Here is a 23,755-nt window from a genome sequence, read left to right as displayed (position 1 = left end):
CCGACGCTACCCTGCCGGACGGGCGCGGCGGCAGCCCGTCCGGCAACTTCTGGATAACCAATCCGGCGGGGAAGCGGCTCAGCCGGCCGAGGGCGAGGCCGTTCCGGGCTTCTTGCCCTTGTTGGCCTCGGCGACCCACTTCTTCAGGTTCGCCGGGGAGATCTGCTCGTTCCCCTTGGTCGGGAAGACCGACTCCCCGTTGAGGAGGACGGACGGCGTGCCCCGGAAGCCGCCGTTCTGGAAGGCCTTGTTCGACTCGGCCACCCAGCTGTCGTGGGTGCCGTCGTTCACACAGGAACGGAAGGCGGGGGTGTCGAGGCCGGGGATCTTCGCCGCCAGTTCGATCAGCCTGTCGTTCTTGCCGAAGGCGTCGTCCGTCTCCTGCGGCTGGTTGATGTAGAGCGTGTCGTGGTACGCGGTGAACTTCCCGGCGTCCTGGGAGCACGCCGCCGCGTTCGCCGCGCGCAGCGAGCCGCTGCCGCCCATGTTCCCGTCGATGAGGGTGGCGAGGTGGTACTCGACCTTGAGGGCTCCGGTGGCCTCCAGCTCGTGGATGCTGTCCCGCATCACGTTCTCGAACTGGGCGCACGCCGGGCAGCGGAAGTCCTCCCAGATCGCCAGGGTCGAGGGCGCGTCCGGCTTCCCGGTGGGGATGGCGGGCTTGCCGTCCTGGTCGGTCGCCCCGGTGGGCGCGACCACCGGGCCCGCCTTGTCGGAGCCGCCGCCCTTGTCGGCGCTCGCGGCGATCACCCCGACCACCGCGGCCAGGCCGAGGACGCCGACCACGGCGGCGGTCACGATCAGGACCCGCCGCTTCTTCTCCTGGCTCTTCTCGTGCTCGCGCTGCTCCTTGAGGCGCTCCCGCGCGCTCCGGTTACCGTCACCACGGTTCTTCTCGCTCACTCCCGGGGAACGAACCGGGGAGGCACGTCCGCGCCTCCCCGGTCACTTATCCACCCGAACGGGTTACGGAAGGCGCCGCACGCCCTCGGCGAGTTCGGCCGCCAGTTCCCTTACGGCGGCGAGTCCCGCCGCCTCGTCGCCGTCGGCGTCGAGGATGCGCTTCACGAAGGCGGAGCCGACGATGACGCCGTCGGCGAAGGCCGCGACCTCCTTGGCCTGGGTGGCGTTGGAGACGCCGAGGCCGACGCAGACGGGGAGCTCCCGGCCGGACGCGGTGGCGGCCCGGGTGCGGCGGACGAGGTCGGCGGCCTGTTCGCCGACCGACTCGCGGGTGCCGGTGACCCCCATGAGGGAGGCGGCGTAGACGAAGCCGGAACCGGCCCCGGTGATGGTGGCGAGGCGCTCGTCCCTGCTGCTGGGCGCGACGACGAAGACGGTGGCGAGACCGTGCTTGTCGGCGTGGTCGCGCCAGAGTCCGGACTCCTGGACGGGCAGGTCGGGCAGGATGCAGCCCGCGCCGCCCGCCGCCGCGAGCTCCTGGGTGAAGCGCTCGACGCCGTACCGGTCGATCGGGTTCCAGTACGTCATGACGAGGACCGGCTTCCCGGTGGCCTCGTGGGCCTCGCGGACCGTCCGCATGACGTCGGCGATCTTGACTCCGCCGCGCAGGGCGATGTCGTCGGCGGTCTGGATGACCGGGCCGTCGAGGACCGGGTCGCTGTGCGGGAGGCCGACCTCGACGATGTCGGCGCCGCCCTCGAAGACGGCCTTGATCGCGGCGATGCCGCCGTCGACGGTCGGGAAACCGGCGGGCAGGTAGGCGATGAGCGCCGCCCGGTCCTCGGCCTTCGCCTTGGCGAGGGTGTCGCTGAGCAGCTGGATGTTGCCGTTCGTCACCGGGATCCCTCCCCGTCGTAGAGGCCGAAGTAGCGGGCCGCCGTGTCCATGTCCTTGTCGCCGCGTCCCGAGAGGTTGACCAGGATCAGGCCGTCCTCGCCGAGCTCCCTGCCGACCTCCAGGGCTCCGGCGAGGGCGTGCGCCGACTCGATCGCCGGGATGATGCCCTCGGTGCGGGAGAGCAGGCGCAGGGCCTGCATGGCCGCGTCGTCGGTGACGGCGCGGTACTCGGCGCGTCCGGTGTCCTTGAGGTAGGCGTGCTCCGGGCCGATGCCGGGGTAGTCGAGGCCCGCCGAGATCGAGTACGGCTCGGTGATCTGGCCCTCCTCGTCCTGGAGGACGTAGGACCGGGAGCCGTGCAGGATGCCGGGCTCGCCCGCCGTGAGGGTGGCCGCGTGCTCGCCGGTCTCGACGCCGTGCCCGGCGGGCTCGCAGCCGATCAGGCGCACGTCCGCGTCGGGGACGAAGGCGTGGAAGAGGCCGATGGCGTTGGAGCCGCCGCCGACGCAGGCGACCGCCGCGTCGGGGAGGCGTCCGGCGCGCTCCAGGATCTGGCGGCGGGCCTCGACGCCGATGACCCGGTGGAAGTCGCGGACCATGGCGGGGAAGGGGTGCGGTCCGGCGACCGTGCCGAAGAGGTAGTGGGTGCGGTCCACGTTGGCGACCCAGTCGCGGAACGCCTCGTTGATGGCGTCCTTGAGGGTGCGGCTGCCGGAGGTGACGGCGACGACCTCGGCGCCGAGCATCCGCATCCGGGCCACGTTGAGGGCCTGGCGCTGGGTGTCGACCTCGCCCATGTAGATGGTGCAGTCGAGGCCGAAGAGGGCGCAGGCGGTGGCGGTGGCGACACCGTGCTGGCCGGCGCCGGTCTCGGCGATGACCCGGGTCTTGCCCATCCGCTTGGTCAGCAGGGCCTGGCCGAGAACGTTGTTGATCTTGTGCGAGCCGGTGTGGTTGAGGTCCTCGCGCTTGAGGAACACCCGGGCGCCGCCCGCGTGTCCGGCGAAGCGGGACACCTCGGTGAGGGCGCTGGGGCGGCCGGTGTAGTTGACCATGAGGTCGTTGAGCTCATGGGCGAAGGCGGGGTCGGACCTGGCCTTGTCGTACTCGACGGCGACCTCGTCGACGGCGGCGACGAGCGCCTCCGGGATGAACTTGCCGCCGTAGGCGCCGAAGTAGCCCTCGGCGGTGGGGACCTGGCCGTCCGGGTCCGGGATGAAGAACTCGCTGGACATGCGGTTGCTCCTCGCGGGGCGGATGCCCCGTGTGACGTGGTGGGTGGTCACGTGTGCGCGCGACGGCCGGTGCCCCCCTGCCGTGCCGGAGCGTCCGGACCCGCGCGGGCGCCATGGACGCGGTGCGTCCGCGGGGCGGGCGGGTACGGCGGCGGAGGCATCCACGGGGATGCCCTACGGGGTCGTCAGAAGGCGCGCGCGGGGCGCGGGCGCCATCGCATTCCGTTGACCTGGCCGGGCTCGTCGCCGATGACGTAGCGCACCCGGCGGCCGTGGACACGGCGGGCGGGTGCGCGGCAGCCACGCGGGCGGCAGCCCCGGGCCAGCGGAGCGTGCGGTGCGGGGACGGAGGCGGCGGCGCCGCAGGACCCCCGGCCGCGGCCGGGGGTCACCGACACCACGCCGACGTTCCCCCGGGCGTGGCCCGGAGGGGTCGGCGTGGCGCGGCGGCGGGTCATGGCGGGGTCAGCTCCGGCCGTGCCGCAGGGCGGGGTGGGCACCGGCGGCGACGAGGTCGGCGACGGCGCCCTTCGGGTCGCGGCCGGTGACGAGGGACTCGCCGACCAGGACCGCGTCGGCGCCCGCGTTGGCGTACGCGATGAGGTCGTGCGGGCCGCGGACGCCGGACTCGGCGATCTTGACGATGTTCGCGGGGATCTCCGGGGCGACGCGCTCGAAGGTGGAGCGGTCGACCTTGAGGGTCTTCAGGTTGCGCGCGTTGACGCCGATGATCCGGGCGCCCGCGTCGACGGCCCGCTCGACCTCGTCCTCGTCGTGGACCTCGACCAGCGGGGTGAGTCCGATGGACTCGGCCCGCTCGATGAGGGAGACGAGGGCCTCCTGCTCCAGGGCGGCCACGATGAGGAGCGCGAGGTCCGCTCCGTAGGCGCGGGCCTCCCAGAGCTGGTACGCGGTGACGATGAAGTCCTTGCGCAGGACCGGGATGTCGACCTTGGCGCGGACGGCCTCCAGGTCCGCGAGCGAGCCGCCGAAGCGGCGCTGCTCGGTGAGGACGGAGATGACGGCGGCGCCGCCCGCCTCGTAGTCCGCGGCGAGTCCCGCCGGGTCGGCGATCGCGGCGAGTGCCCCCTTGGACGGGCTGGAGCGCTTGACCTCGCAGATCACCTTGACGCCTTCGCCGCGCAGTGCGGCGACGCCGTCCTTGGCCTGCGGTGCCTTGGCGGCACGCTCCTTGAGCTCGTCGAGGGTGACCCGCGCCTGTCGCTCTGCGAGGTCGGCGCGTACGCCTTCGATGATCTCGTCGAGCACACTCACGCGAGGGGCCCCCTTCCGGGACGGTGATGGTGATGAGGAACCAGGTTCAGCCACATCGATCCTATCCGCAGGACGGCCCCGGACCCGCATCGGCCGGAGTGGTGTCCCATCTGATGGGACTCTCTTCGGGGTCCCCCGGGTGCCGGTACGGGCCTCAGGGGGCCAGCGCGGAGCCGAAGGGAAGGTTCCGGACCAGGGTGAAGAGGGCGAGTACGGCGCCGGTCGCCCACCACCAGACCGGGGCGACGGCGAGGCGCGGGGGGGCTCCCCGGACGGCGCGAATCAGCCAGACGGCCAGGAGCACGCCGAAGATCCCGTAGCCGACGACCGCGAGGGCGTTGGCGCCGAGGGCGGCGGGGAGGTCGCCGTGGACGAAGGCGTGGGCGCTGCGGAGGCCGCCGCAGCCGGGGCAGTAGATCCCGGTGAAGCGGAGCAGCGGGCAGACGGGGTAGTGCCCGGGTTCGTTGGGGTCGACCGTACCGACGTACGCGAAGGCGGCGGCGACCCCGGCGAGGGTGCCGAGGGGCCCGAGCAGCCGCCGGGGCAGCGGGCGGGGCGGGGGCGGGCCGGACCACGCGTGCGCGTGCGGCGGTACGGGCCCGGCGGGCCACGCGGGCGGATGCGGGGGCGGTACGGGCCCGGCGGGCGGGGGGCCCGGTTCAGGCCCCGTCCCTGGCCCTGCCGTCGGTCCCGTCCCTGGTCCTGCCGCCGGTCCCGTCCCTGGTCCTGCCGCCGGTCCCGGTTCCGGCGGGGCGGGGCGGTCGGTCCCGGGCCGCGCGGGCGCGTGCGGGGTTCCGTTCGCCGTGCCGTCGCTCCGCCGGTCCCCGCCCGGCCGCGCGGGGGTCCCGCCGGGTTCACCCGGTCGGGCGAGGTGGTCCTGGGTCGCGGCTCCGGCCGTCGGCTGCGTGTCCACCCGGTGATTCTCGCCCCGGACGCGCGTGAGCGCAGCCCGGCGGGGCCGGGCTGCGCTCAGGGGGTCTCCGGGCCGCGTCAGGACGACGAACGGGCCTGGAGGGTGGCGGCCTCGCGGGCGGCGACGACCTCGGCCGACTGCTTCGGCATCCCGAGACCGGCGGCCTTCATCGCGCCGCCGACGATGCCGCCGAGCACGATGACGCCCATACCGGCCCAGAAGCCGGGGATGTTGGCGGCCACCATGAAGACACCGGCGATGCAGAAGCCGATGAAGGCGATGATGACACCGGTCCAGGCGGCCGGGGTGTGTCCGTGGGCGCTGCCCGCCATGAGTTGCTCCTCGTTGCAGTTGCTCGATGGTGAGGGTCTCGCGTGCGCGGACACTCGGCGCTCATTGTCCCGCACGTGGGCGCGCGAGGGTGAATCGGGGGTGCCGGGACGATCACGCGTCGCGGTGGGCTCCCCCGTCGGGCAGGTCGTCAGACCGTCCCGGTGGGGTCCTCGCCCCGGTCCAGGGCCTTCCACAGGTCCTCGGGCCGGTCCGGGTCGGTGGTGGGGGCCTTGCGGGCGCGCGGGGCGGCGGAGCGCTCGTAACGGCCGCCCATCGCGGGCCAGGTCTTGCCGAAGCGGAGCGCGAGGAGGCCCGCGAGGAGGATGAGCAGGGCGCCCGCCGCGGTCACGTACGGCCAGACGGTGTAGGAGGGTCCGGCGACGGCGGCGGCGGTGTCGCCGCTGATGCGGGCGGCCTCGGCGTTCAGGGCGGCGCTGTCGGAGGCTCCGAGGAAGGCGGCGAGCGCGGCGCCCGCGCCGCTCAGCGCGAGGAGCGCGGAGACGAGCGTGCGGCCGGTGCGGCGGACGGCGAAGACCGCGAAGAGCGCGGCCAGGCCGACGATCGCGAGGGCGGTGGGGACACCGGTGACGGCTCCGCCGTCGGCTTCGACGGGGACGGTGCCGCCGCCGACGGACGCGGTGCCCTCCGCCCAGATCTGTCCCGCCGAGAGCAGGACGACGGTGGCGCCGGCGGCGCCGAGCAGGAGGGCCGCGGCCAGGCTGCGGCGGCCGCCGCCGGGAACGGCCGCTCGGGCGGCCCGGGGCTGGGGTACGGATACGGCACTCACGTACCCCACTATCCCCTACGCTCTCAGCGGCCGTTCATCCGGTTGGCGGTGTGGACCGCGCGGAGGACGGCCGCGGCCTTGTTGCGGCACTCGTTGTCCTCGGCGACGGGGTCGGAGTCGGCGACGACACCCGCTCCGGCCTGCACGTACGCGGTCCCGTCGCGGAGCAGGGCGGTGCGGATGGCGATGGCGGTGTCCGCGTCCCCGGCGAAATCGAGATAACCGACACATCCGCCGTACAGCCCGCGCCGGGAGGGTTCGAGCTCCTCGATGATCTGCATCGCGCGCGGCTTGGGCGCGCCGGAGAGCGTCCCGGCGGGGAAACAGGCCGTGAGGACGTCGAAGGCGCTGTTGCCCTCGGCGACCTCGCCGGTCACGGTGGAGACGATGTGCATGACGTGGGAGTAGCGCTCGACCGACATGAAGTCGACGACCTCGACGGATCCGGGGGCGCAGACCCGGCCGAGGTCGTTGCGGCCCAGGTCGACGAGCATGAGGTGCTCGGCGCGTTCCTTGGGGTCGGCGAGCAGTTCCTCGGCGAGGTCGTGGTCCTCCTGCGGGGTGGCGCCCCGGTGCCGGGTGCCCGCGATGGGGTGGAGCATCGCGCGGCCGTCCTCGACCTTGACGAGGGCCTCGGGGCTGGAGCCGACGACGTCGAAGCCGTTCTCGAACCGGAAGAGGTACATGTACGGGGAGGGGTTGGTGGCCCGCAGGACCCGGTAGACATCGAGCGCGGAGGCGGTGCACGGGGTCTCGAAGCGCTGGGAGGGCACGACCTGGAAGGCCTCGCCCGCCCGGATGCGCTCCTTGATGTCCTCGACGGCGTCCTGGTAGGCGGGGCCGCCCCAGAGCGCGGAGAACTCGGGGAGCGCGGAGTCGGGCAGGGCGGTGGGGGCGGTGGCGACCGGGCGGGCGAGGTCGGCCTCCATCGCGTCGAGGCGGGCGACGGCGTGCCCGTACGCCTCGTCGACGCCGGTCTCCAGGTCGTTGTGGTTGATCGCGTTGGCGATCAGCAGGACCGAGCCGTCCCAGTGGTCGAGGACGGCGAGGTCGCTGGTGAGGAGCATGGTCAGCTCGGGCAGGGCCAGATCGTCCCGGCCGTGCTCGCCGATCTTCTCCAGGCGGCGGACGATGTCGTAGCCGAGGTAGCCGACCATGCCGCCGGTGAACGGCGGCAGGCCGCCGCCGAGGTCGCGGGGGGTGTGCAGGGTCTCGACGGTGGCGCGCAGGGCCTGGAGCGGGTCGCCGGAGACGGGGACGCCGACGGGCGGGGTGCCCAGCCAGTGGGCCTCGCCGTCCCGGACCGTCAGGGTGGCGTCGCTGCGGACGCCGATGAAGGAGTACCGGGACCAGCTGCGGCCGTTCTCCGCGGATTCGAGGAGGAAGGTGCCGGGCCGTTCGGCGGCGAGCTTGCGGTAGAGCCCGACCGGGGTGTCGCCGTCCGCGAGCAGCCTGCGGCTGACGGGGATGACGCGGCGGTCGGCCGCCAGCTTGCGGAAGGTGTCGAGATCCATGGCGCCAGACCCTACTCGGATACGGGGAGCACGTCGGTGTCGAAGCAGGTCCGGGTGCCGGTGTGGCACGCGGCTCCGACCTGGTCGACCTTGACGAGGACGGTGTCGGCGTCGCAGTCGAGGGCGACGGACCTGACGTGCTGGACGTGCCCGGAGGTGTCGCCCTTGACCCAGTACTCCTGGCGGCTGCGGGACCAGTAGGTGCAGCGGCCGGTGGTGAGGGTGCGGTGGAGGGCCTCGTCGTCCATCCAGCCGAGCATCAGCACCTCGCCGGTGTCGTACTGCTGGGCGACGGCGGGGAAGAGTCCGTCGGGGCCGCGCTTGATCCTGGCGGCGAGGGCCGGGTCCAGATTGCTGGTCATGAGGCCATTGTGCCGCGCCCGGGAGCGGTGCCCGGCGGGGCGTCCACTGGGCGGACCGGGGGCGTCCGCCGTACGCTGGCCGACATGTCGACCCATGCCAAACGTGAACGGCTTCTGCTCGCCGACCTGTTGGAGGCCGCGGGCCCGGACGCCCCGACGCTCTGCGAGGGCTGGCTGGCCCGGGACCTCGCGGCCCATGTGGTGGTGCGGGAGCGGCGCCCGGACGCGGCGGCCGGTTCCCTCGTACCGGCGCTGCGCGAGCGCGGGGACCGGGTGCGGGCCGAGTTCGCCGAGAAGCCGTACGAGGAGCTGATCCGGCTCATCAGGACGGGGCCGCCCCGGTTCTCGCCGTTCGCCGTGAAGCAGGTGGACGAGGGGGCGAACACCGTCGAGTTCTACGTGCACGCCGAGGACGTGCGGCGGGCGCAGCCGGACTGGTCGGCGCGCGCGCTCGATCCGGTGTTCGCGGACGCCCTGTGGTCCCGCCTCGAACGCACCGCGCGGCTACTGGGCCGGAAGGCTCCGGTGGGTCTGGTGCTGCGCCGTCCGAACGGGCAGACGGCGGTCGCCCACCGGGGCACGCCGGTGGTGACGGTGTCCGGGGAGCCGGGCGAGCTGACGATGTACCTCTTCGGGCGGCAGTCCTCGGCCAAGGTGGATCTCGAAGGGGAGCCGGAGGCGATCGAGCGGCTGCGGGAGACGAAGCAGCTGGGGATCTGAGCCCGGTGGCGGGAAAGGGCCCCCGAGGGGGCCCTTCCGCGTCCGTGGAGGGGCGGTGCCGGTCAGCGGACCGGGTGGCCCCGCGGGGCGGTCAGCGGACCGGGTGGCCCGCCTCCCGCAGCGCTTCCTTGACCTGGGAGATCCGCAGGTCGCCGAAGTGGAAGACGGAGGCGGCGAGCACCGCGTCGGCACCCGCGGCCACGGCGGGCGCGAAGTCGGCGAGACCGCCCGCGCCGCCGGAGGCGATCACCGGGACGGTGACGTGCTCGCGGACGGCGGTGATCATCTCGGTGTCGTAGCCGTCCTTGGTGCCGTCGGCGTCCATCGAGTTGAGCAGGATCTCGCCCGCGCCCAGTTCGGCGGCCCGGTGCGCCCATTCGACGGCGTCGATGCCGGTGCCCTTCCGGCCGCCGTGGGTCGTCACCTCGAAGGAGCCCGAGGGGGTGCGGCGGGCGTCGACGGACAGGACGAGGACCTGCCTGCCGAAGCGCTCCGCGATCTCCCGGATCAGTTCGGGGCGGACGATGGCGGCGGTGTTGACGCCGACCTTGTCGGCCCCGGCCCGCAGGAGCTTGTCGACGTCGTCGCCGGAGCGGACGCCGCCGCCGACGGTGAGCGGGATGAAGACCTGTTCGGCGGTGCGGCGCACCACGTCGTAGGTGGTCTCCCGGTTGCCCGAGGAGGCGGTGATGTCGAGGAAGGTCAGCTCGTCGGCGCCCTCGGCGTCGTACAGCTTGGCCATCTCGACGGGGTCGCCCGCGTCCCGCAGGTTCTGGAAGTTGACGCCCTTGACGACCCGGCCGTTGTCGACGTCCAGGCAGGGGATCACCCGTACGGCGAGGCTCATCCCGCGGCCTCCCGGTGGGCCTCGATCTCGACCTCGACGACCAGGCGGGGGTCGACGAAGCCGGAGACGATGATCATCGAGGCGGCGGGCCGGACGGCGTCGAACAGTTCCTTGTGGGCGCGGCCGGCCTCGTCCACGTCCCGGGCGTGGGTCAGGTACATACGGGTGCGCACGACGTGCTCCGGGCCCAGGCCGAGCTGCTCCAGGGCGGCGAAGGCCGCCCGGAAGGAGTTGACGGTCTGGTCGTACGGGCCGCCGTCGACGATCTGGCCGTCGACCACCGATGTGCAGCCGGAGACCAGGACCAGGCCGTTCGGCAGTTCGACGGCGCGGGAGTAGCCGAACTGCTCCTCCCAGGGCGCCCCGGTGGCGACCTTGCGGACCCCGGGGGTCACGGCTTCACCGCCACGAGCGCCTCTTCCAGGGTGAACGCCTTCGCGTACAGCGCCTTGCCGACGATCGCGCCCTCGACGCCGAGCGGGACGAGGCCGGACAGGGCCCGCAGGTCGTCCAGGGAGGAGACGCCGCCGGAGGCGACGACGGGCTTGTCGGTGGCCGCGCAGACGTTCTTCAGGAGTTCCAGGTTGGGGCCCTGGAGGGTGCCGTCCTTGGCGATGTCGGTGACGACGTAGCGGGAGCAGCCCTCGGAGTCGAGGCGGGCGAGGGTCTCGTACAGGTCGCCGCCGTCGCGGGTCCAGCCCCGGCCGCGCAGGGTGGTGCCGCGGACGTCGAGGCCGACGGCGATGCGGTCGCCGTACTCGGCGATGACCTTGGCGACCCACTCGGGGGTCTCCAGGGCGGCGGTGCCGAGGTTGACGCGGGTGCAGCCGGTGGCGAGGGCGGCGGCGAGGGAGGCGTCGTCGCGGATGCCGCCGGACAGCTCGACCTTGATGTCCATGGCCTTGGCGACCTCGGCGATCAGTTCACGGTTGTCGCCGGTGCCGAAGGCGGCGTCGAGGTCGACCAGGTGGAGCCATTCGGCGCCGGAGCCCTGCCAGGCGAGCGCCGCTTCGAGCGGGGAGCCGTAGGAGGTCTCGGTTCCGGACTCGCCGTGGACGAGACGGACGGCCTGGCCGTCGCGGACGTCGACGGCGGGGAGGAGTTCGAGCACGCTTCCAGACACAGTCACAGGGTTCCGATCCAGTTGGTGAGGAGCTGGGCTCCGGCGTCGCCGGACTTCTCGGGGTGGAACTGGGTCGCCCACAGGGCGCCGTTCTCGACGGCGGCGACGAACGGCTCGCCGTGGGTGGCCCAGGTGACCTTGGGGGCGCGGATGAGGGGGTTGCCGACTTCCAGGCTCCACTGGCGGACCGCGTAGGAGTGCACGAAGTAGTACCGGGTGTCGGCGTCGAGACCGGCGAACAGTTCGGTGCCCTCGGGCGCGTCGACGGTGTTCCAGCCCATGTGGGGGACGACGGGGGCGTTCAGCGGTTCGACCGTGCCGGGCCACTCGTCGAGGCCCTCGGTCTCGACGCCGTGCTCGATGCCCTGGGCGAAGAGGATCTGCATCCCGACGCAGATGCCCATGACGGGCCTGCCGCCCGCGAGCCTGCGGCCGACGATCCAGTCGCCGCGGGCCTGCCTGAGGCCGCTCATGCAGGCGGCGAAGGCACCGACGCCGGGGACGAGGAGTCCGTCGGCGTTCATCGCGGTGTCGTAGTCGCGGGTGATCTCCACGTCGGCGCCGACCCGGGCGAGGGCGCGCTCGGCCGAGCGGACGTTGCCGAAGCCGTAGTCGAAGACGACGACCTTCTTCGTTCCGGTCATGACCACACGTCCAGCCGGAGCACTCCGGCGGAGAGGCACATGGCGGCGCCGATGGCGACGAGCACGACGACGCCCTTGGGCATCTGCTGCTTGACGAAGGAGTAGATGCCGCCGAGCAGGAAGAGCCCGACGACGATGAGGATGGTGGAGAGGCCGTTCACGACTAGAGCGCGCCCTTCGTGGAGGGGAGGATTCCGGCGGCGCGCGGGTCGCGCTCGGAGGCGTAGCGGAGCGCACGGGCGAACGCCTTGAACTGGCACTCCACGATGTGGTGGGCGTTGCGCCCGTACGGGACGTGGACGTGCAGCGCGATCTGGGCCTGCGCGACGAAGGACTCCAGGATGTGCCGGGTCATCGTCGTGTCGTACGAGCCGATCATCGGCGCCATGTTCTCGGGCTCGGTGTGCACGAGGTAGGGGCGGCCGGAGAGGTCCACCGTGACCTGGGCCAGCGACTCGTCCAGCGGGACGGTGCAGTTGCCGAAGCGGTAGATGCCGACCTTGTCGCCGAGGGCCTGCTTGAAGGCGGCGCCGAGGGCGAGGGCGGTGTCCTCGATGGTGTGGTGGGAGTCGATGTGGAGATCGCCGTCGGTCTTGACGGTGAGGTCGAACAGACCGTGCCGGCCGAGCTGGTCGAGCATGTGGTCGAAGAACCCGACCCCGGTCGACACATCGACCTTGCCGGTGCCGTCCAGGTCGATCTCGACGACGACGGAGGTCTCCTTGGTGGTGCGCTCAACGCGTCCAACGCGGCTCATGCGCTCTGCTCCTTCTTCAGTTCACGGACCGCGTCGAGGAACGCGTCGTTCTCGTCGGGGGTGCCCGCGGTGACCCGCAGCCAGCCCGGTACGCCGTTGTCCCGGACCAGGACGCCCCGGTCGAGGATCGCCCGCCAGGCCGCGTGGGTGTCGGGGAAGCGCCCGAACTGCACGAAGTTGGCGTCCGACTCGGTGACCTCGTAGCCGATCCCGCGCAGCTCGGTGACGAGCCGGTCCCGCTCGGTCTTGAGCTGCTCGACGTATCCGAGGAGGGTGTCGGTGTGCTCCAGGGCGGCGAGCGCGGTCGCCTGGGTGACGGCGGAGAGGTGGTACGGCAGCCGGACGAGCTGGACGGCGTCGACGACCGCCGGGTGCGCGGCGAGGTAGCCGAGGCGCAGTCCTGCGGCGCCGAAGGCCTTGGACATGGTCCGGGACACGACCAGGTTCGGGCGGCCCTCGACCAGCGGCAGCAGCGAGTCCCCGTGGCTGAACTCCACGTACGCCTCGTCGACGACCACCATCGACGGCCGGGCCGCCTGGGCCGCCTCGTAGAGCGCGAGGACGGTGTCGGCGGAGACGGCGGTGCCGGTGGGGTTGTTGGGCGAGGTCACGAAGACGACGTGCGGGCGGTGCTCGGCGATGGCGCGCTCGGCGGCGGGCAGGTCGACGGTGAAGTCCTCGGCGCGGGGGCCGGAGATCCAGCCGGTGCCGGTGCCCCGGGAGATCAGGGCGTGCATCGAGTACGAGGGCTCGAAGCCGATCGCGGTGCGGCCGGGGCCGCCGAAGGTCTGGAGGAGCTGCTGGAGGACCTCGTTGGAGCCGTTGGCCGCCCAGACGTTCTCGGTGGAGACCGGGTGGCCGGTGGTGCGGGTGAGGTAGCGGGCCAGCTCGGTGCGCAGCTCGACCGCGTCCCGGTCGGGGTAGCGGTTGAGGTGCCGGGCCGCCTCGGTGACCCGCTCCGCGATCCGGGCCACCAGGGCCTCGGGCAGCGGGTAGGGGTTCTCGTTGGTGTTCAGCTGGACGGGGACGTCGAGCTGCGGAGCGCCGTACGGGGACTTGCCGCGCAGCTCGTCCCGTACGGGGAGGTCGTCGATGCCGGTCACTTGCTCTGGGGAACCTTCCATCCGAACCTCGCCTTGATCGCGGCGCCGTGGGCGGGCAGGTCCTCGGCCTCGGCGAGGGTGACCACGTGGTGGGCGACCTCGGCGAGGGCGTCCCGGCCGTAGTCCACGATGTGCACCCCGCGCAGGAAGGACTGCACGGAGAGGCCCGAGGAGTGGCAGGCGCAGCCGCCGGTGGGCAGCACGTGGTTGGAGCCCGCGCAGTAGTCGCCGAGGGAGACCGGGGACCAGGGGCCGACGAAGATCGCGCCCGCGTTGCGGACCCGGTCGGCGACGGCGGCGGCGTCGCGGGTCTGGATCTCCAGGTGCTCGGCCCCGTAGGCGTCGACGACCTTGAGGCCGTCGTCGAGGTCGCGGACGAGGACGATCGCGGACTGGCGGCCCGCGAGCGCGGGGGCGATCCGGTCGTCGACGTGCTTGGAGGCGGCGACCTGGGTCTTCAGCTCGGCCTCGGTGGCGGCGGCCAGCTCCTCCGAGTCGGTGACGAGGACGGAGGCGGCCATCGGGTCGTGCTCGGCCTGGCTGATCAGGTCGGCGGCGACGTGCACCGGGTCGGCGGTGGAGTCCGCGAGGACCGCGATCTCCGTCGGCCCGGCCTCGGCGTCGATGCCGATGCGGCCCTTGAGGAGCCGCTTGGCGGCGGCCACGTAGATGTTGCCGGGGCCGGTGACCAGGTTGACGGGGGCGCAGCCGGGCTCGTCGGCGGCCGTGCCCTCGGTGCCGTACGCGAACATGGCGACGGCCTGGGCGCCGCCGGCGGCGTACACCTCGTCCACGCCGAGGAGGGCGCAGGCGGCCAGGATCGTCGGGTGGGGCAGGCCGCCGAAGTCGCGCTGCGGGGGCGAGGCGACGGCGATGCCCTCGACTCCGGCCTCCTGGGCCGGGACGACGTTCATCACGACGGAGGACGGGTAGACGGACCGGCCGCCCGGTACGTACAGGCCGACGCGCTCGACCGGGATCCACTTCTCGGTGACCGTGCCGCCGGGGACGACCTGGGTGGTGTGGGTGGTGCGGCGCTGGGCGCGGTGGACGAGCCGGGCGCGCCGGACGGACTCCTCCAGGGCGGCGCGGACGGCCGGGTCCAGCTCGTCGAGGGCGCGGCGGATCGCCGCGGCGGGGACGCGCAGACCGGGCACGCGGACGCCGTCGAACTTCTCCCCGTAGTCGATCACCGCGGCCGCGCCATGATGCCGGACGTCCTCGCAGATCGGCCGCACCTTCTCCAGGGCGGCTTCCACATCGAACTCGGCACGGGGCAGCAGGTCACGCAGGGCGGAACCCTCGGGGAGGGCCTCGCCGCGCAGATCGATTCGAGAGATCACGGATCAATTCTCGCAGACGGCCCAGAGCGCCGGACGCCCGTATCAGTGGCTGATACACGCCACACTGGCGTCTAGTCGCCACTCCTGACCGTTAGCGTTCAGCCCGTCACTCAGCGGGAAGAACGGCTGTACGAATCCACGAGCCCCGGAATCCGGGGGCCGGGGAATCGTGGGAACGGATCGTGGAGAGCGAGGGGGCGGCGTTGACCGAGCCGCATGAGGACGGGATGCCGGACGGTCTCACGGCACCGGAGCGGGCCGTGTGGCGGGCGTTCAGGATCGGCAGGACGTGCGATCTGACCGAGGGCGTCCCGGAGCTGGACGACCCCTTCGGGGGGCGGGAGTGGGGGGAGGGCAGGACCGTCCGGGCCGAGGTGGTGGCCCTGCTGCTGCTCGCGGGCCCGCAGGCCCGCTCGGGGCGGGTCGCCGCGCTGAAGCTGCGCGGGGTGCGGATCACCGGCGTGCTGAACCTGGCGGGCGGGACGATAGGGCCGTACGTGGAGCTGCACAGCTGCCGCTTCGACGGCGAGGTCGTGCTGCCCGAGGCCCGGTTCGGGACGCTGCGGCTGGTCGGCTGCGCGCTGCCCCGGCTGGAGGCCGCCCGGCTGCACACCGAGGGCGATCTGCACCTGCCGCGCTGCCGGGTGCGGCACGGCATCCGGCTGACCGACGCGCAGATCGGCACCGATCTGCTCATGAACCAGATCCAGGTGTGGCCGGACCGGCGCGGGCGGGCCATCACGGCGGACGGCATGGTCGTCGCCCAGGACCTCCAGGCCGAGCTGATCGAGTCGCACGGGGAGCTGAGCCTGCGCGGCGCGAAGATCGGCGTCTCGCTCAGCCTGCGGGGCAGTGTGCTGCGCGGCGCCCAGGGCCGCCGCGCGCTCAACGCGCCGCAGCTGACCGTGGAGCGCTCCCTCTACCTGAACGCCGCCTGGGTGTACGGGGAGACGGCGGGCGTCCCGGAGCACTCCACGGCCACCCCGCCCTACGGGGTGACGCCCGCCCAGGGCGCCCGGCGCAAGCCGGTGGAGTGCCACGGCGGGGTGCGGCTCGACGACGGGCGGTTCGGGGACGCGGTGGACCTGCACCACGCCCGCTTCCTGCTGGACGGCGCGCGCCGGGAGGAGGTCTCGCTGCGCCGGATCGTCACCCCGGAGCTCCGGTTCAACGGGGAGCGGCCGGAGGAGGGCCGCGTGGTGCTCAACGGCGCGAAGGTCGTCACCCTCATCGACCTGTCCACCAGCTGGCCGGGGCCCGGCGGTCTCGCCATGGGCGGCTTCGCCTACGAGAACCTGGTGCCGTACGGGCACTTCCCGCTGGCCCGGCGCCTGGAGTGGGTGGCCGCCGCGACCCCGGAGTACGCGCCGGAGCCGTACGAGCGGCTGGCCACCGTGCTGCGCAACAGCGGGGAGGACGCCGACGCCCGGGAGGTGCTGCTCGCCAAGCAGCGGCGCAGACGGGAGACGCTGCCGCTCGCGGGGAAGCTCTGGGGGTACATCCAGGACTGGACCGTGGCCTACGGCTACCGGCCCGGCCGGGCGGCGCTGTGGATGGCGGTCCTGTGGGCGGCGGGCACGGCGGCCTTCTCCCACTACCGGCCGACACCGCTGAAGGCGGACGAGGCCCCGGAGTGGAACGCCACGCTGTTCGCCCTCGACCTGCTGATCCCCGTGATCAACCTGGGCCAGGACGGCGCCTGGCGCCTGCACGGCCTGTGGCAGTGGGCGGCGGCGGTCCTGATCATGCTCGGCTGGATCCTGGCGACGACGGTCGCGGCGGGCGCGACGAGACTGCTGAGCCGGGGCTGAGGGAGCCGGGGGCTCGGGCGGGGGCGGGGGACGGGGTCCGGGCTTGGCGGTCCGGTGCTCGCGGTCCGGTCCTCGCGGTCGGGTCCTCGCGGTCCGGTGCCCGGCCGGGTCCGGCGCGTGGCGGGGTCCGGCGCGTGGCTGCCCGGCGCGTGGCCTGCCTGCGGGGTCCGGCGGCCTGTGCGGCCGGGTCCGGCGCGTGGCCCGTGCGGCGGGTGCGGCGGGTGCGGTCCGGGGCCGCCCGGCCGGTCCGGGGCCCTCGCCCGGCGCCCGGCCGGGGGGTGGCCCGTCCCGCCCGGCCGGGGGGGGCGTCCCGTCCCCCTGAAGGCGGAGCCTGAGCACCCGTCCTCCCGGGCGCCCCTCAGTCGCCGGGAGACCTCGCGGGGTGGTCCGGCGGGCCCTCGGCCCGGGGCGGCCCCGGCGCCGGGGGGGCTCGCTCGGGCGGAGGGCTTCGGTGGGGGCGGGGGCGCCCGGTGGTCCCGTGGCGGACGGACCGTGGCCGGGAGGTGGCGGGTCGGGGACGGGGGGTGACCACCGTGTGAGAGAGCTGTGGGGCAGGGGTGAGACAGGCTGCCGGGGAGGCGGTACGGGGAGAGAATATGTCGCACCATGTCCTTGCTCCGCGCCCTGCTCGGCGCCGTCCGACCGGCCCGGCCCGGCCCCGGGCCCACCGCCCGGTCCGTGCCGGACGACGACGTGCTGCTCGACGCCCCGGACGAGCGGCTCGCCCCGGCCCTGGTCGCCGCCGCCCTCGCCGACCCGGAGCCCGCGGCGAAACTGCTCGCCACCACCCGGGACGCGGGCGAGTGGGAGGACCGCGACCGGTACGTCGTCCGGCTCGCGACCTTCGCGTACAGCAGGGGCGACTGGCTGACCCACTGGCTCACGGCCGCGCCCGGCGACCCCGACGCCCTGCTCGTCACCGCGCAGCTCGCCGTACGCCGGGCCTGGGGGTCGCCCGCGCGGGCCGAGCGGCTCCGCGAACTGGGCCCGCTGGTCCGGGACGTCGCCGAGGCCGCGCCCCACGACCCGGTGCCCTGGCGCCTCGCCCTGGACCACGCGCGCGGGGCGCACGCCGGGCACACCCTCTTCGAATCGCTCTGGGAGCAGGCCGTGCGCCGCTCCCCGCACCACTACGGCAGTCATGTCGCGGCCCTGAAGTACCTGTCCGCGCAGTGGTACGGCTCACATCGCGCCGCCTTCGACTTCGCCGAGCAGGCGGCCGACGACGCCGCCCCGGACTCGCTCGTCCGGGCGCTGCCGGTCCGCGCCGCCCACGACCGGCTGCGGGTGCCGCCCCTGCGGGACCCGTCGGTGTCGGAGGCCCGGATCGACCGGGCGGCGGACCGGGCCCTGGTGCTGTCCGGCGGCTTCCCGGTGGGCGACCCCTGGCCGGCCGAGGTCCGCAACCTCCTCGCGTACGTCCTGGTCGAGCGGGCGCGGTGGGAGGAGGCGCGGGAGGAGTTCGGGCGGATCGGCGCCCACGCGACCTCGTTCCCGTGGGGTGCCGGGCGGGAGGATCCGCTGCGGGCCTTCCTCGCCGCGCGGGACCGGGCGGGCGGCGAGGAGGCCCGTCACGGCCGGGCGCCGGGCGCCGGACGCGGGAGGACAGGGCGGGGCCGGCCCGGCGGCCATTAGTCTTGGGCGCTGTGACCTCCGCTCGCCTGCCCCTCTTCCCGCTCAACGCGGTGCTGTTCCCCGGCCTCGTGCTGCCGCTGAACGTCTTCGAGCAGCGTTATCGCGCCATGATGCGCGAACTGCTGACCGTGGACGACGCGGAGCCGCGCCGTTTCGTCGTCGTCGCCATCCGCGACGGCCGCGAGGTGGCGCCGACCGGGTCCGGGATGCCGGACCGGGCCGCGCTGCCGGAGAAGGGCCCGGCGGCGGGCTTCGGCCCCGACCCCGTCCAGTCCTTCCACCGGGTCGGCTGCGTCGCCGACGCGGCGACGATCCGGGAGCGCGCGGACGGCAGCTTCGAGGTGATCGTCACCGGCACGACCCGGGTGAGGCTGCTCTCGGTCGACGCGAGCGGGCCGTTCCTGGTCGCCGAGGTCGAGGACGTCCCGGAGGAGCCGGGCGAGGAGGCCGAGGCCCTCTCCGAGGGGGTGCTGCGGGCCTTCCGCGCCTACCAGAAGCGGCTGGCGGGGGCCCGGGAGCGCTCGCTGACCACCAGTGAGCTGCCGGACGACCCCTCGGTGGTGTCGTACCTGGTGGCGGCGGCGGCCATCCTCGACGTCCCGTCGAAGCAGCGGCTGCTCCAGGCGCCGGACACCGCGACCCGGCTGCGCGAGGAGCTGTCGCTGCTGCGGGCGGAGACGGCGGTGCTGCGGCACCTGCCCTCGCTGCCCGCGGTGGACCTCACACAGGCGCCGACGTACCCGAACTGACCGTCCCGGGCCCGTACGGGCCGCGTCCCGCCGAGGAGGAGCACGTGGCGAAGAAGCAGAGGAAGAACACCGGCGGCACCCCGGCGACGGTGGCCCTGACCGCCGCGGGCACCCCGTTCACGCTGCACGCCTACGAGCACGACCCGGCCTCCCCCTCGTACGGCGAGGAGGCGGCGCAGGCCCTCGGCGTCTCCCCCGACCGGGTCTTCAAGACGCTGGTCGCGGACGTCGACGGCGAGCTGACCGTCGCGGTCGTCCCGGTGGCGGGCCAGCTCGATCTGAAGGCGCTGGCCTCGGCGGTCGGCGGCAAGCGGGCCGCGATGGCGGACCCGGCGGCGGCGGAGCGCACCACCGGATACGTCCGGGGCGGCATCTCCCCGCTCGGCCAGCGCAAGCGGCTGCGCACGGTCCTGGACTCGTCGGCCTCGGACCACGCGACCGTCTGTGTCTCGGCGGGCCGCCGGGGTCTCGAAGTGGAGCTCTCCCCCGCCGACCTGGCCGCGCTCACCTCGGCGGTGGTGGCCCCGATCGGCCGCGCCTGACGGCCGCCGGGCATCGGCCCGGCGGCCCGTTCAGCCGCCGTACGGCTTCGGCTCGCCCCACGGTCCGGGCTCCGGGTCGCGCGGGCCGAAGACGGCCGTGAGGCCCAGGTGGACGATCATCGCGGCGAGCGGCCAGGCCAGCATCGCGGCGGCCCCCAGGTTCAGTTCGAGGGGCGCCTGGAAGGAGACGCTGGGGCCGACGGCCTTGGCGTGGGCGACCACGTCGCTCGTCGGGCCGAAGTACGTCCCCAGGCCCCAGGCGAGCAGCGAGCCGAGGCCGCCGCCGAGCGCGAGCCCGAGCACCAGCGGCACACCGCCCTTGCGGCGCAGCAGGAAGACGACGAGCGCGGCGACCGCGCCGAAGGCCAGGGCGAGCAGGACGAACGTTCCGTCCGAGCCGATCGCCGCCTCCCCCTCGGAGTCACGGAGGTAGACCCCCTTGCCGTCCGAGATGAGCAGGACGCGGGGGGCCAGGTTCAGCCACAGCACCCCGAGGACCGCGCCCGCGATCGTCGAGACGAGGGTCACCAGAACGCCCTGGAGCACCTCGGTGCCCGTGATCGGGTCCCCGGCCGGGCCGGGGACCGACGGGGGCGGCGGGGGCCAGCCCGGGTCGTGCGACGAGGGCTGGTGAGGCGGAGTAAGGGGTGCGGTCACCCCGCCATCGTGCCAGGTGTCCCCGTGGCCCGCCTCAGCGGACGGCGGCCCGCCGGTAGGCCCAGGTGGCGACCGCGAGGGAGACCACGCCGACCGCCGCGCACACCCCGAGGTCGAGGGCGACGGCGGCCCAGTCGGGGCGCTCCTCGAAGGTGCGGGCGAGGGCCTCGACGCCGTACGTGGACGGCAGCAGGTCCCGGGCCCAGCCGATCGGCCCGGGCATTCGCTCGGCCGGGAGCACTCCGAGGAGCAGCGCGGCCGACATGCCGAGCTGGCCGAGGAGGGTGGCGAGTTCCTGGCGGGGGGCGAGGAGGCCGAGGGCGGCGCCGAGACCGGCGAGGGCCGCCCCGGCGAGCGGGACGACGGCGAGGAGGATCCAGAGGTTGCCCAGCGGGAGCCCGAAGAGCACGGAGCCGGTGACGGCGGTGACGGCGGTGCCGGGCACGGTGAAGGAGGCGTACGCGCCGGCCGCGCCGAGCACGACGGCGGCGGGCGGCACGGGCAGGGTGGCGTAGTGGTCGAGGCCGCCGGTCGCCCGGAGCTGCCCGAAGTACTGGGCGAGCAGGTTGAGCGCGACGAAGGCGACGACGAGGACGGTGGAACCGGCCACGACGGCGCGCGCCTCGGACCCGCCGTCGACCACTCCGCGCATCAGGATCATGATCCCGACGGACTGGAAGGTGGCCACGAAGAGCAGCGGGATGCGGGCGACCCGGGCGCGGGAGAGCTGCGCGCGGTAGACGGCGGCCAGGGACGGCAGCAGCCGGGCGCGGGGGGCGAGGGGCGCGGGGGCGTCCTCGTCCTCGCGGGTCCGGACGGTGGGCGCGCCGGTCGGCAGGACCTCGGCGGGCACGGTGCTCACTGCGGACAGCTCCTGGGGTTCACGGACACGGGCAGGGCGGAGGGTCCGGGCCCCGGCCCGGACAGGGACGCCCGCGGCTCCCGCACGGGCGCGGGCCCCCGTACGGGCACGGCCACACGCACCGGCACGGACCCCGGGCCGGACGCGAGACCGGTCACGGCCGAGGTCCCCCGCACGGGCGCGGGCACAACCTCTCGTACGGGCGCGGGCACGGCTCCCGGGACCGGCGCGGACCCCCCTGCGTGCGCGGAACCGGTGATGGCCGACGCTCTCGGCGCGGGACCGGACGGGCGTCTTCGTACGGGCGCGGGCCTGAGCCCCCGTACCGGCACGGGGCGCGGAGCGCTCCGTCTCATGCCTTCACCAGCCCCTCCGTGGCGGCGCCGCCGAGGGCCAGGTAGACGTCCTCCAGGCTGGGCGTGGCCAGGGTGAAGTCGTCGAGCGCGGCGAAGGCGGCGCCGCCGGTGACGGTGGCGACGGCCCCGCGGGCCTCGTCGGGGGCGAGGCGGAGGGCCCAGCGGCGCCCCGTCTCCTGGGCGAGTTCGCGCAGGGCGGCGATCTCGGGCAGGTGGACGGGGGCCGACTCGCGCCAGACCAGTTCGACGCGGATCTCGCCCGCGACGCGCTCCTTGAGTCCGGCGGGCGTGTCGCAGGCGATGACCCGGCCGTGGTCGAGGACGGCGACGCGGTCGAGGACGGTCTCGGCCTCGATGACGTTGTGGGTGACGAGCAGCACGGTGGTGCCGTGTTCGGCGCGCCGCCGGTCGACGGCGGCCCAGACCGCGCGGCGGGCGACGGGGTCCATGCCGGTGGTGGGCTCGTCGAGGACGAGGACGGGGCGGTGGCCGACGAGGGCGGCGGCGAGGCAGGCGAGCCGTCGCTGTCCGCCGGAGAGCTTCTTCAGGGGCCGGGAGGCGAGCGGACCGAGGCCCAGTTCGTCGAGGACGGCGTCGCGCTCGGCGCGGGCTCCGGCGGCGGTGAGGCCGCGCAGCCGTCCGGTGGTCTCGGCGGCGAGGGAGACGGTCAGCTCGTCGAGGGCGGTGGACTCCTGGCCGAGGTACGCGAGGAGGCGGGAGGCCCGCTCGGGGTGGCGCACCAGGTCGTGGCCGAGCATCCGGACGGTTCCGGAGTCGGGCCGCAGCAGGCCGGTGAGCTGGCGCACCAGGGAGGACTTGCCCGCCCCGTTGGGGCCGAGCAGCCCGAAGACCTCGCCGCCGCGCACGTCGAGGTTGATCCCGTCGGTGGCCCGCACCTCGGGAGTCACGGGCGCACCCCGTCCGCCGCGCGTGGCGGGGTACGTCTTGACCAGGTCCCGCACCACGCACACCGTACTCACGGGGGAAGAGCCTACGGGGTCGCCGGGCCCGATCCGGGCGCGGGGGCGGGTTCGGCGGCGGCCCGGACGTCGATCTCGCGCCAGAACCCGGCCCTGATCGCGTACCGGTCGTGCTCGTCGATCTGGTCGTCCTTGTGGGCGAGCAGACCGAACCGGGCCGCGTAGCGGAGGAGTTCGCCGTCGATGCGGTGCGGGATGCGGGGGTAGAGGGTGGAGAGCTTCTGGACGTGGCCCTGTTCGGGGAGGCGCTCCATCCATCGGCGGGCGAACACCTGTCCGACCTCGAAGGGGTCTCCGCCGACGGTGGTGATGTCCTCCTCGCGGTCCGCCCAGCGCTGCTCGGCGCTGGTGAGGGTGGCGAGCGTCGGCAGGGAGGCGGTCTCGGGCGGTTCGCCGACCGTGGACACCGGGCGCTCGACCCAGCCCCGGTCGGAGGACCAGCGGAGCGCGCTGGCGCCCTGCGGCGCGAGGGCGGGGGCGGGGGCGCTGCCGGGGGCGCGCAGTCCCGCCAGGTCCTTGGGGGTGGGGACGCCCTTGGCCGCGGGGACGGGGACGCCGCCGCCGTTCGGGTGGGCGCCGTCGCGGTCGTGCGCGGGGCCGGTGGCGTCGTGGGCCGGGGCGGCGGCGCGGGCGGCGGCTCCTCCCGCGGCGGCCTCCGCGGCCCGTTCGGCGGAGGCCGCGAGGGCCGCCTCGGGGAGCGGCGCGGAGAGGATGGCGGCGATCTCGGGGCGGGGCGCGGGGGGCGGGGCGCAGAGGCCGCTGAGGTCCCTGGCGCGGACGGCCCGGGTGATCCAGGCGCGGTCGAGGACCCGCCGCTCGTCGGCCTCGGCGACGAGGTCCTCGGACTGGTTGTAGTCGCCGTCGGCGGCCTGGACGGCCCAGAGGTGGACGGCGACGCCGTGCTCCTTGGCCGACATGAGGCCGGGCAGCAGGTCGCCGTCGCCGGTGACCAGCACGATGTCGGAGCAGGCCCGGTTCCTGGCCAGCTCGGTCAGTTCGGTGTGCATGGCCGCGTCGACGCCCTTCTGGGCCCAGCGTCCGTCGCTCCTGGTCAGGGCGCCGAGCCGGACGGTGACCCGGGGCATCACCCGGAGCCTGCGGTGCTCCGGCTGGGGGACGCGGTCGGGGGCGCCGTCGAACCAGTAGATCCGCAGCAGGGGCAGTGCCGTCTCGGCCTCGGCGCGCTGGCGCAGCTGCTGGATGAGTCCGGCGTGGTCGACGGTGATCCGGGAGCGGGACGGTTCCCCGGCGAGAAGGCTGGCGGCGGCACCCAGCAGGTAGCCGGCGTCCACCAGGACGACGCAGCGGTCCACGTGTTCCACCCTCTTTCGGGAACCTCGGGATCGGATTTGCTTCGGATTTCCTTCGAGTCTGCCCGAAGGCCGGGGGCTCGACGGCCGGAACTGG

The 23,755-nt window shown here is 74.4% G+C and carries 27 protein-coding genes; 5 read left to right on the top strand and 22 right to left on the bottom strand.

The window, feature by feature from the left end; genetic code table 11:
* Positions 1-78: 78 nt before the first annotated feature.
* From ACIO92_RS08165 to hisI, 10 genes are all read right to left on the bottom strand, one after another.
* Positions 79-903, bottom strand: a complete 825-nt coding sequence (locus tag ACIO92_RS08165) for a thioredoxin domain-containing protein (RefSeq protein ID WP_366441657.1) — start codon at positions 901-903, stop codon at positions 79-81.
* Between the two features lie 63 nt (positions 904-966).
* Positions 967-1,800, bottom strand: coding sequence for a tryptophan synthase subunit alpha (trpA, locus tag ACIO92_RS08160; RefSeq protein WP_366441656.1), 834 nt, complete (start codon positions 1,798-1,800; stop codon positions 967-969).
* On the bottom strand, positions 1,797-3,035 hold the full coding sequence (gene trpB / locus ACIO92_RS08155; RefSeq protein WP_366441655.1) for a tryptophan synthase subunit beta: 1,239 nt from the start codon (positions 3,033-3,035) through the stop codon (positions 1,797-1,799). The genes trpA and trpB overlap by 4 nt, the downstream gene beginning before the upstream one ends.
* A 185-nt stretch (positions 3,036-3,220) precedes the next feature.
* On the bottom strand, positions 3,221-3,493 hold the full coding sequence (gene trpM, locus ACIO92_RS08150; protein WP_366441654.1) for a tryptophan biosynthesis modulator TrpM: 273 nt from the start codon (positions 3,491-3,493) through the stop codon (positions 3,221-3,223).
* Positions 3,494-3,500: 7 nt separating this feature from the next.
* Positions 3,501-4,310 carry an indole-3-glycerol phosphate synthase TrpC gene (trpC, locus tag ACIO92_RS08145; RefSeq protein WP_366441653.1) on the bottom strand — a complete coding sequence of 270 codons (810 nt, stop codon included), beginning with the start codon at positions 4,308-4,310 and terminating at the stop codon, positions 3,501-3,503.
* Positions 4,311-4,464: 154 nt separating this feature from the next.
* Positions 4,465-5,223 carry a DUF2752 domain-containing protein gene (locus tag ACIO92_RS08140; RefSeq protein WP_402279364.1) on the bottom strand — a complete coding sequence of 253 codons (759 nt, stop codon included), beginning with the start codon at positions 5,221-5,223 and terminating at the stop codon, positions 4,465-4,467.
* 77 nt (positions 5,224-5,300) lie between these two features.
* The gene (locus ACIO92_RS08135; RefSeq protein WP_401235730.1) at positions 5,301-5,555 is read right to left on the bottom strand and encodes an HGxxPAAW family protein; all 255 of its coding nucleotides are present in this window, start codon (positions 5,553-5,555) and stop codon (positions 5,301-5,303) included.
* A gap of 149 nt (positions 5,556-5,704) precedes the next feature.
* A complete protein-coding gene (locus ACIO92_RS08130) occupies positions 5,705-6,352 on the bottom strand; it encodes a TIGR02234 family membrane protein (protein ID WP_366441650.1) in 648 nt (215 codons plus the stop codon).
* A 14-nt stretch (positions 6,353-6,366) separates the two neighbouring features.
* Positions 6,367-7,857, bottom strand: a complete 1,491-nt coding sequence (locus ACIO92_RS08125) for an anthranilate synthase component I (RefSeq protein WP_366441649.1) — start codon at positions 7,855-7,857, stop codon at positions 6,367-6,369.
* Positions 7,858-7,868: 11 nt separating this feature from the next.
* Positions 7,869-8,219 carry a phosphoribosyl-AMP cyclohydrolase gene (hisI, locus tag ACIO92_RS08120; RefSeq protein WP_351779219.1) on the bottom strand — a complete coding sequence of 117 codons (351 nt, stop codon included), beginning with the start codon at positions 8,217-8,219 and terminating at the stop codon, positions 7,869-7,871.
* Positions 8,220-8,303: 84 nt separating this feature from the next.
* On the opposite strand from hisI, the gene ACIO92_RS08115 reads away from it, so the two are divergent.
* Positions 8,304-8,939, top strand: coding sequence for a TIGR03085 family metal-binding protein (locus ACIO92_RS08115; protein ID WP_401235733.1), 636 nt, complete (start codon positions 8,304-8,306; stop codon positions 8,937-8,939).
* Positions 8,940-9,030: 91 nt separating this feature from the next.
* Here ACIO92_RS08115 and hisF read toward each other — a convergent pair whose 3' ends face one another.
* Genes hisF through hisD form a run of 8 tightly spaced genes read right to left on the bottom strand, consistent with a single transcriptional unit; the run spans position 9,031 to position 14,756 of the window.
* The gene (gene hisF, locus ACIO92_RS08110; RefSeq protein WP_366441647.1) at positions 9,031-9,786 is read right to left on the bottom strand and encodes an imidazole glycerol phosphate synthase subunit HisF; all 756 of its coding nucleotides are present in this window, start codon (positions 9,784-9,786) and stop codon (positions 9,031-9,033) included.
* Positions 9,783-10,181 carry a RidA family protein gene (locus ACIO92_RS08105; RefSeq protein ID WP_402058223.1) on the bottom strand — a complete coding sequence of 133 codons (399 nt, stop codon included), beginning with the start codon at positions 10,179-10,181 and terminating at the stop codon, positions 9,783-9,785. The genes hisF and ACIO92_RS08105 overlap by 4 nt, the downstream gene beginning before the upstream one ends.
* Complete coding sequence (priA, locus tag ACIO92_RS08100; RefSeq protein ID WP_366441645.1) at positions 10,178-10,909, bottom strand: bifunctional 1-(5-phosphoribosyl)-5-((5-phosphoribosylamino)methylideneamino)imidazole-4-carboxamide isomerase/phosphoribosylanthranilate isomerase PriA; 732 nt, start codon at positions 10,907-10,909, stop codon at positions 10,178-10,180. Before priA ends, ACIO92_RS08105 begins: the two co-directional genes overlap by 4 nt.
* A gap of 2 nt (positions 10,910-10,911) precedes the next feature.
* On the bottom strand, positions 10,912-11,553 hold the full coding sequence (gene hisH, locus ACIO92_RS08095; RefSeq protein WP_366441644.1) for an imidazole glycerol phosphate synthase subunit HisH: 642 nt from the start codon (positions 11,551-11,553) through the stop codon (positions 10,912-10,914).
* Positions 11,550-11,714: a hypothetical protein gene (locus ACIO92_RS08090; protein WP_351779235.1), complete on the bottom strand. Its 165-nt coding sequence runs from the start codon at positions 11,712-11,714 to the stop codon at positions 11,550-11,552. The genes hisH and ACIO92_RS08090 overlap by 4 nt, the downstream gene beginning before the upstream one ends.
* 2 nt (positions 11,715-11,716) lie before the next feature.
* Positions 11,717-12,310: an imidazoleglycerol-phosphate dehydratase HisB gene (hisB, locus tag ACIO92_RS08085; protein ID WP_351779238.1), complete on the bottom strand. Its 594-nt coding sequence runs from the start codon at positions 12,308-12,310 to the stop codon at positions 11,717-11,719.
* Positions 12,307-13,434 (bottom strand): histidinol-phosphate transaminase, encoded by a 1,128-nt coding sequence (locus tag ACIO92_RS08080; RefSeq protein ID WP_366441643.1) that lies wholly within the window; start codon positions 13,432-13,434, stop codon positions 12,307-12,309. The genes hisB and ACIO92_RS08080 overlap by 4 nt, the downstream gene beginning before the upstream one ends.
* Positions 13,410-14,756: a histidinol dehydrogenase gene (hisD, locus tag ACIO92_RS08075; protein ID WP_401235739.1), complete on the bottom strand. Its 1,347-nt coding sequence runs from the start codon at positions 14,754-14,756 to the stop codon at positions 13,410-13,412. Before hisD ends, ACIO92_RS08080 begins: the two co-directional genes overlap by 25 nt.
* A 203-nt stretch (positions 14,757-14,959) precedes the next feature.
* Here hisD and ACIO92_RS08070 point away from each other — a divergent pair, with 203 nt between their 5' ends.
* The 4 genes from ACIO92_RS08070 to ybaK all read left to right on the top strand — a co-directional run bounded on the left by ACIO92_RS08070 (position 14,960) and on the right by ybaK (position 19,493).
* The gene (locus ACIO92_RS08070; protein WP_366441641.1) at positions 14,960-16,567 is read left to right on the top strand and encodes an oxidoreductase; all 1,608 of its coding nucleotides are present in this window, start codon (positions 14,960-14,962) and stop codon (positions 16,565-16,567) included.
* 606 nt (positions 16,568-17,173) lie between these two features.
* Positions 17,174-18,202 carry a hypothetical protein gene (locus tag ACIO92_RS08065; RefSeq protein WP_366441640.1) on the top strand — a complete coding sequence of 343 codons (1,029 nt, stop codon included), beginning with the start codon at positions 17,174-17,176 and terminating at the stop codon, positions 18,200-18,202.
* An 11-nt stretch (positions 18,203-18,213) separates the two neighbouring features.
* Positions 18,214-18,951 (top strand): LON peptidase substrate-binding domain-containing protein, encoded by a 738-nt coding sequence (locus ACIO92_RS08060; RefSeq protein ID WP_366441639.1) that lies wholly within the window; start codon positions 18,214-18,216, stop codon positions 18,949-18,951.
* 44 nt (positions 18,952-18,995) lie between these two features.
* Positions 18,996-19,493 (top strand): Cys-tRNA(Pro) deacylase, encoded by a 498-nt coding sequence (ybaK, locus tag ACIO92_RS08055; protein WP_366441638.1) that lies wholly within the window; start codon positions 18,996-18,998, stop codon positions 19,491-19,493.
* 30 nt (positions 19,494-19,523) lie between these two features.
* Here ybaK and ACIO92_RS08050 read toward each other — a convergent pair whose 3' ends face one another.
* From ACIO92_RS08050 to ACIO92_RS08035, 4 genes are all read right to left on the bottom strand, one after another.
* Positions 19,524-20,150 carry a DUF2567 domain-containing protein gene (locus ACIO92_RS08050; RefSeq protein ID WP_402058218.1) on the bottom strand — a complete coding sequence of 209 codons (627 nt, stop codon included), beginning with the start codon at positions 20,148-20,150 and terminating at the stop codon, positions 19,524-19,526.
* 34 nt (positions 20,151-20,184) lie between these two features.
* Complete coding sequence (locus tag ACIO92_RS08045) at positions 20,185-21,003, bottom strand: ABC transporter permease (protein WP_401235941.1); 819 nt, start codon at positions 21,001-21,003, stop codon at positions 20,185-20,187.
* 361 nt (positions 21,004-21,364) lie between these two features.
* Positions 21,365-22,348 (bottom strand): ABC transporter ATP-binding protein, encoded by a 984-nt coding sequence (locus tag ACIO92_RS08040; RefSeq protein WP_402279377.1) that lies wholly within the window; start codon positions 22,346-22,348, stop codon positions 21,365-21,367.
* A gap of 11 nt (positions 22,349-22,359) precedes the next feature.
* Positions 22,360-23,670, bottom strand: coding sequence for an NYN domain-containing protein (locus ACIO92_RS08035; protein WP_366441635.1), 1,311 nt, complete (start codon positions 23,668-23,670; stop codon positions 22,360-22,362).
* Between the last annotated feature and the right edge of the window lie 85 nt (positions 23,671-23,755).

The sequence above is a fragment of the Streptomyces sp. NPDC087215 genome, assembly GCF_044744885.1.
Classification (GTDB): Bacteria; Actinomycetota; Actinomycetes; order Streptomycetales; family Streptomycetaceae; genus Streptomyces.
This window is presented reverse-complemented; position numbering and strand designations above follow the sequence as displayed.

What these genes read in the sequence shown, in the direction of transcription:
- trpB (WP_366441655.1), bottom strand. Translation starts at nt 3,035, where the DNA reads ATGTCCAGCGAGTTCTTCATCCCGGACCCGGACGGCCAGGTCCCCACC.
- trpM (WP_366441654.1), bottom strand. Translation starts at nt 3,493, where the DNA reads ATGACCCGCCGCCGCGCCACGCCGACCCCTCCGGGCCACGCCCGGGGG.
- ACIO92_RS08135 (WP_401235730.1), bottom strand. Translation starts at nt 5,555, where the DNA reads ATGGCGGGCAGCGCCCACGGACACACCCCGGCCGCCTGGACCGGTGTC.
- ACIO92_RS08125 (WP_366441649.1), bottom strand. Translation starts at nt 7,857, where the DNA reads ATGGATCTCGACACCTTCCGCAAGCTGGCGGCCGACCGCCGCGTCATC.
- hisI (WP_351779219.1), bottom strand. Translation starts at nt 8,219, where the DNA reads ATGACCAGCAATCTGGACCCGGCCCTCGCCGCCAGGATCAAGCGCGGC.
- ACIO92_RS08115 (WP_401235733.1), top strand. Translation starts at nt 8,304, where the DNA reads ATGTCGACCCATGCCAAACGTGAACGGCTTCTGCTCGCCGACCTGTTG.
- hisF (WP_366441647.1), bottom strand. Translation starts at nt 9,786, where the DNA reads ATGAGCCTCGCCGTACGGGTGATCCCCTGCCTGGACGTCGACAACGGC.
- hisH (WP_366441644.1), bottom strand. Translation starts at nt 11,553, where the DNA reads ATGACCGGAACGAAGAAGGTCGTCGTCTTCGACTACGGCTTCGGCAAC.
- hisB (WP_351779238.1), bottom strand. Translation starts at nt 12,310, where the DNA reads ATGAGCCGCGTTGGACGCGTTGAGCGCACCACCAAGGAGACCTCCGTC.
- ACIO92_RS08080 (WP_366441643.1), bottom strand. Translation starts at nt 13,434, where the DNA reads ATGGAAGGTTCCCCAGAGCAAGTGACCGGCATCGACGACCTCCCCGTA.
- ACIO92_RS08065 (WP_366441640.1), top strand. Translation starts at nt 17,174, where the DNA reads ATGTCCTTGCTCCGCGCCCTGCTCGGCGCCGTCCGACCGGCCCGGCCC.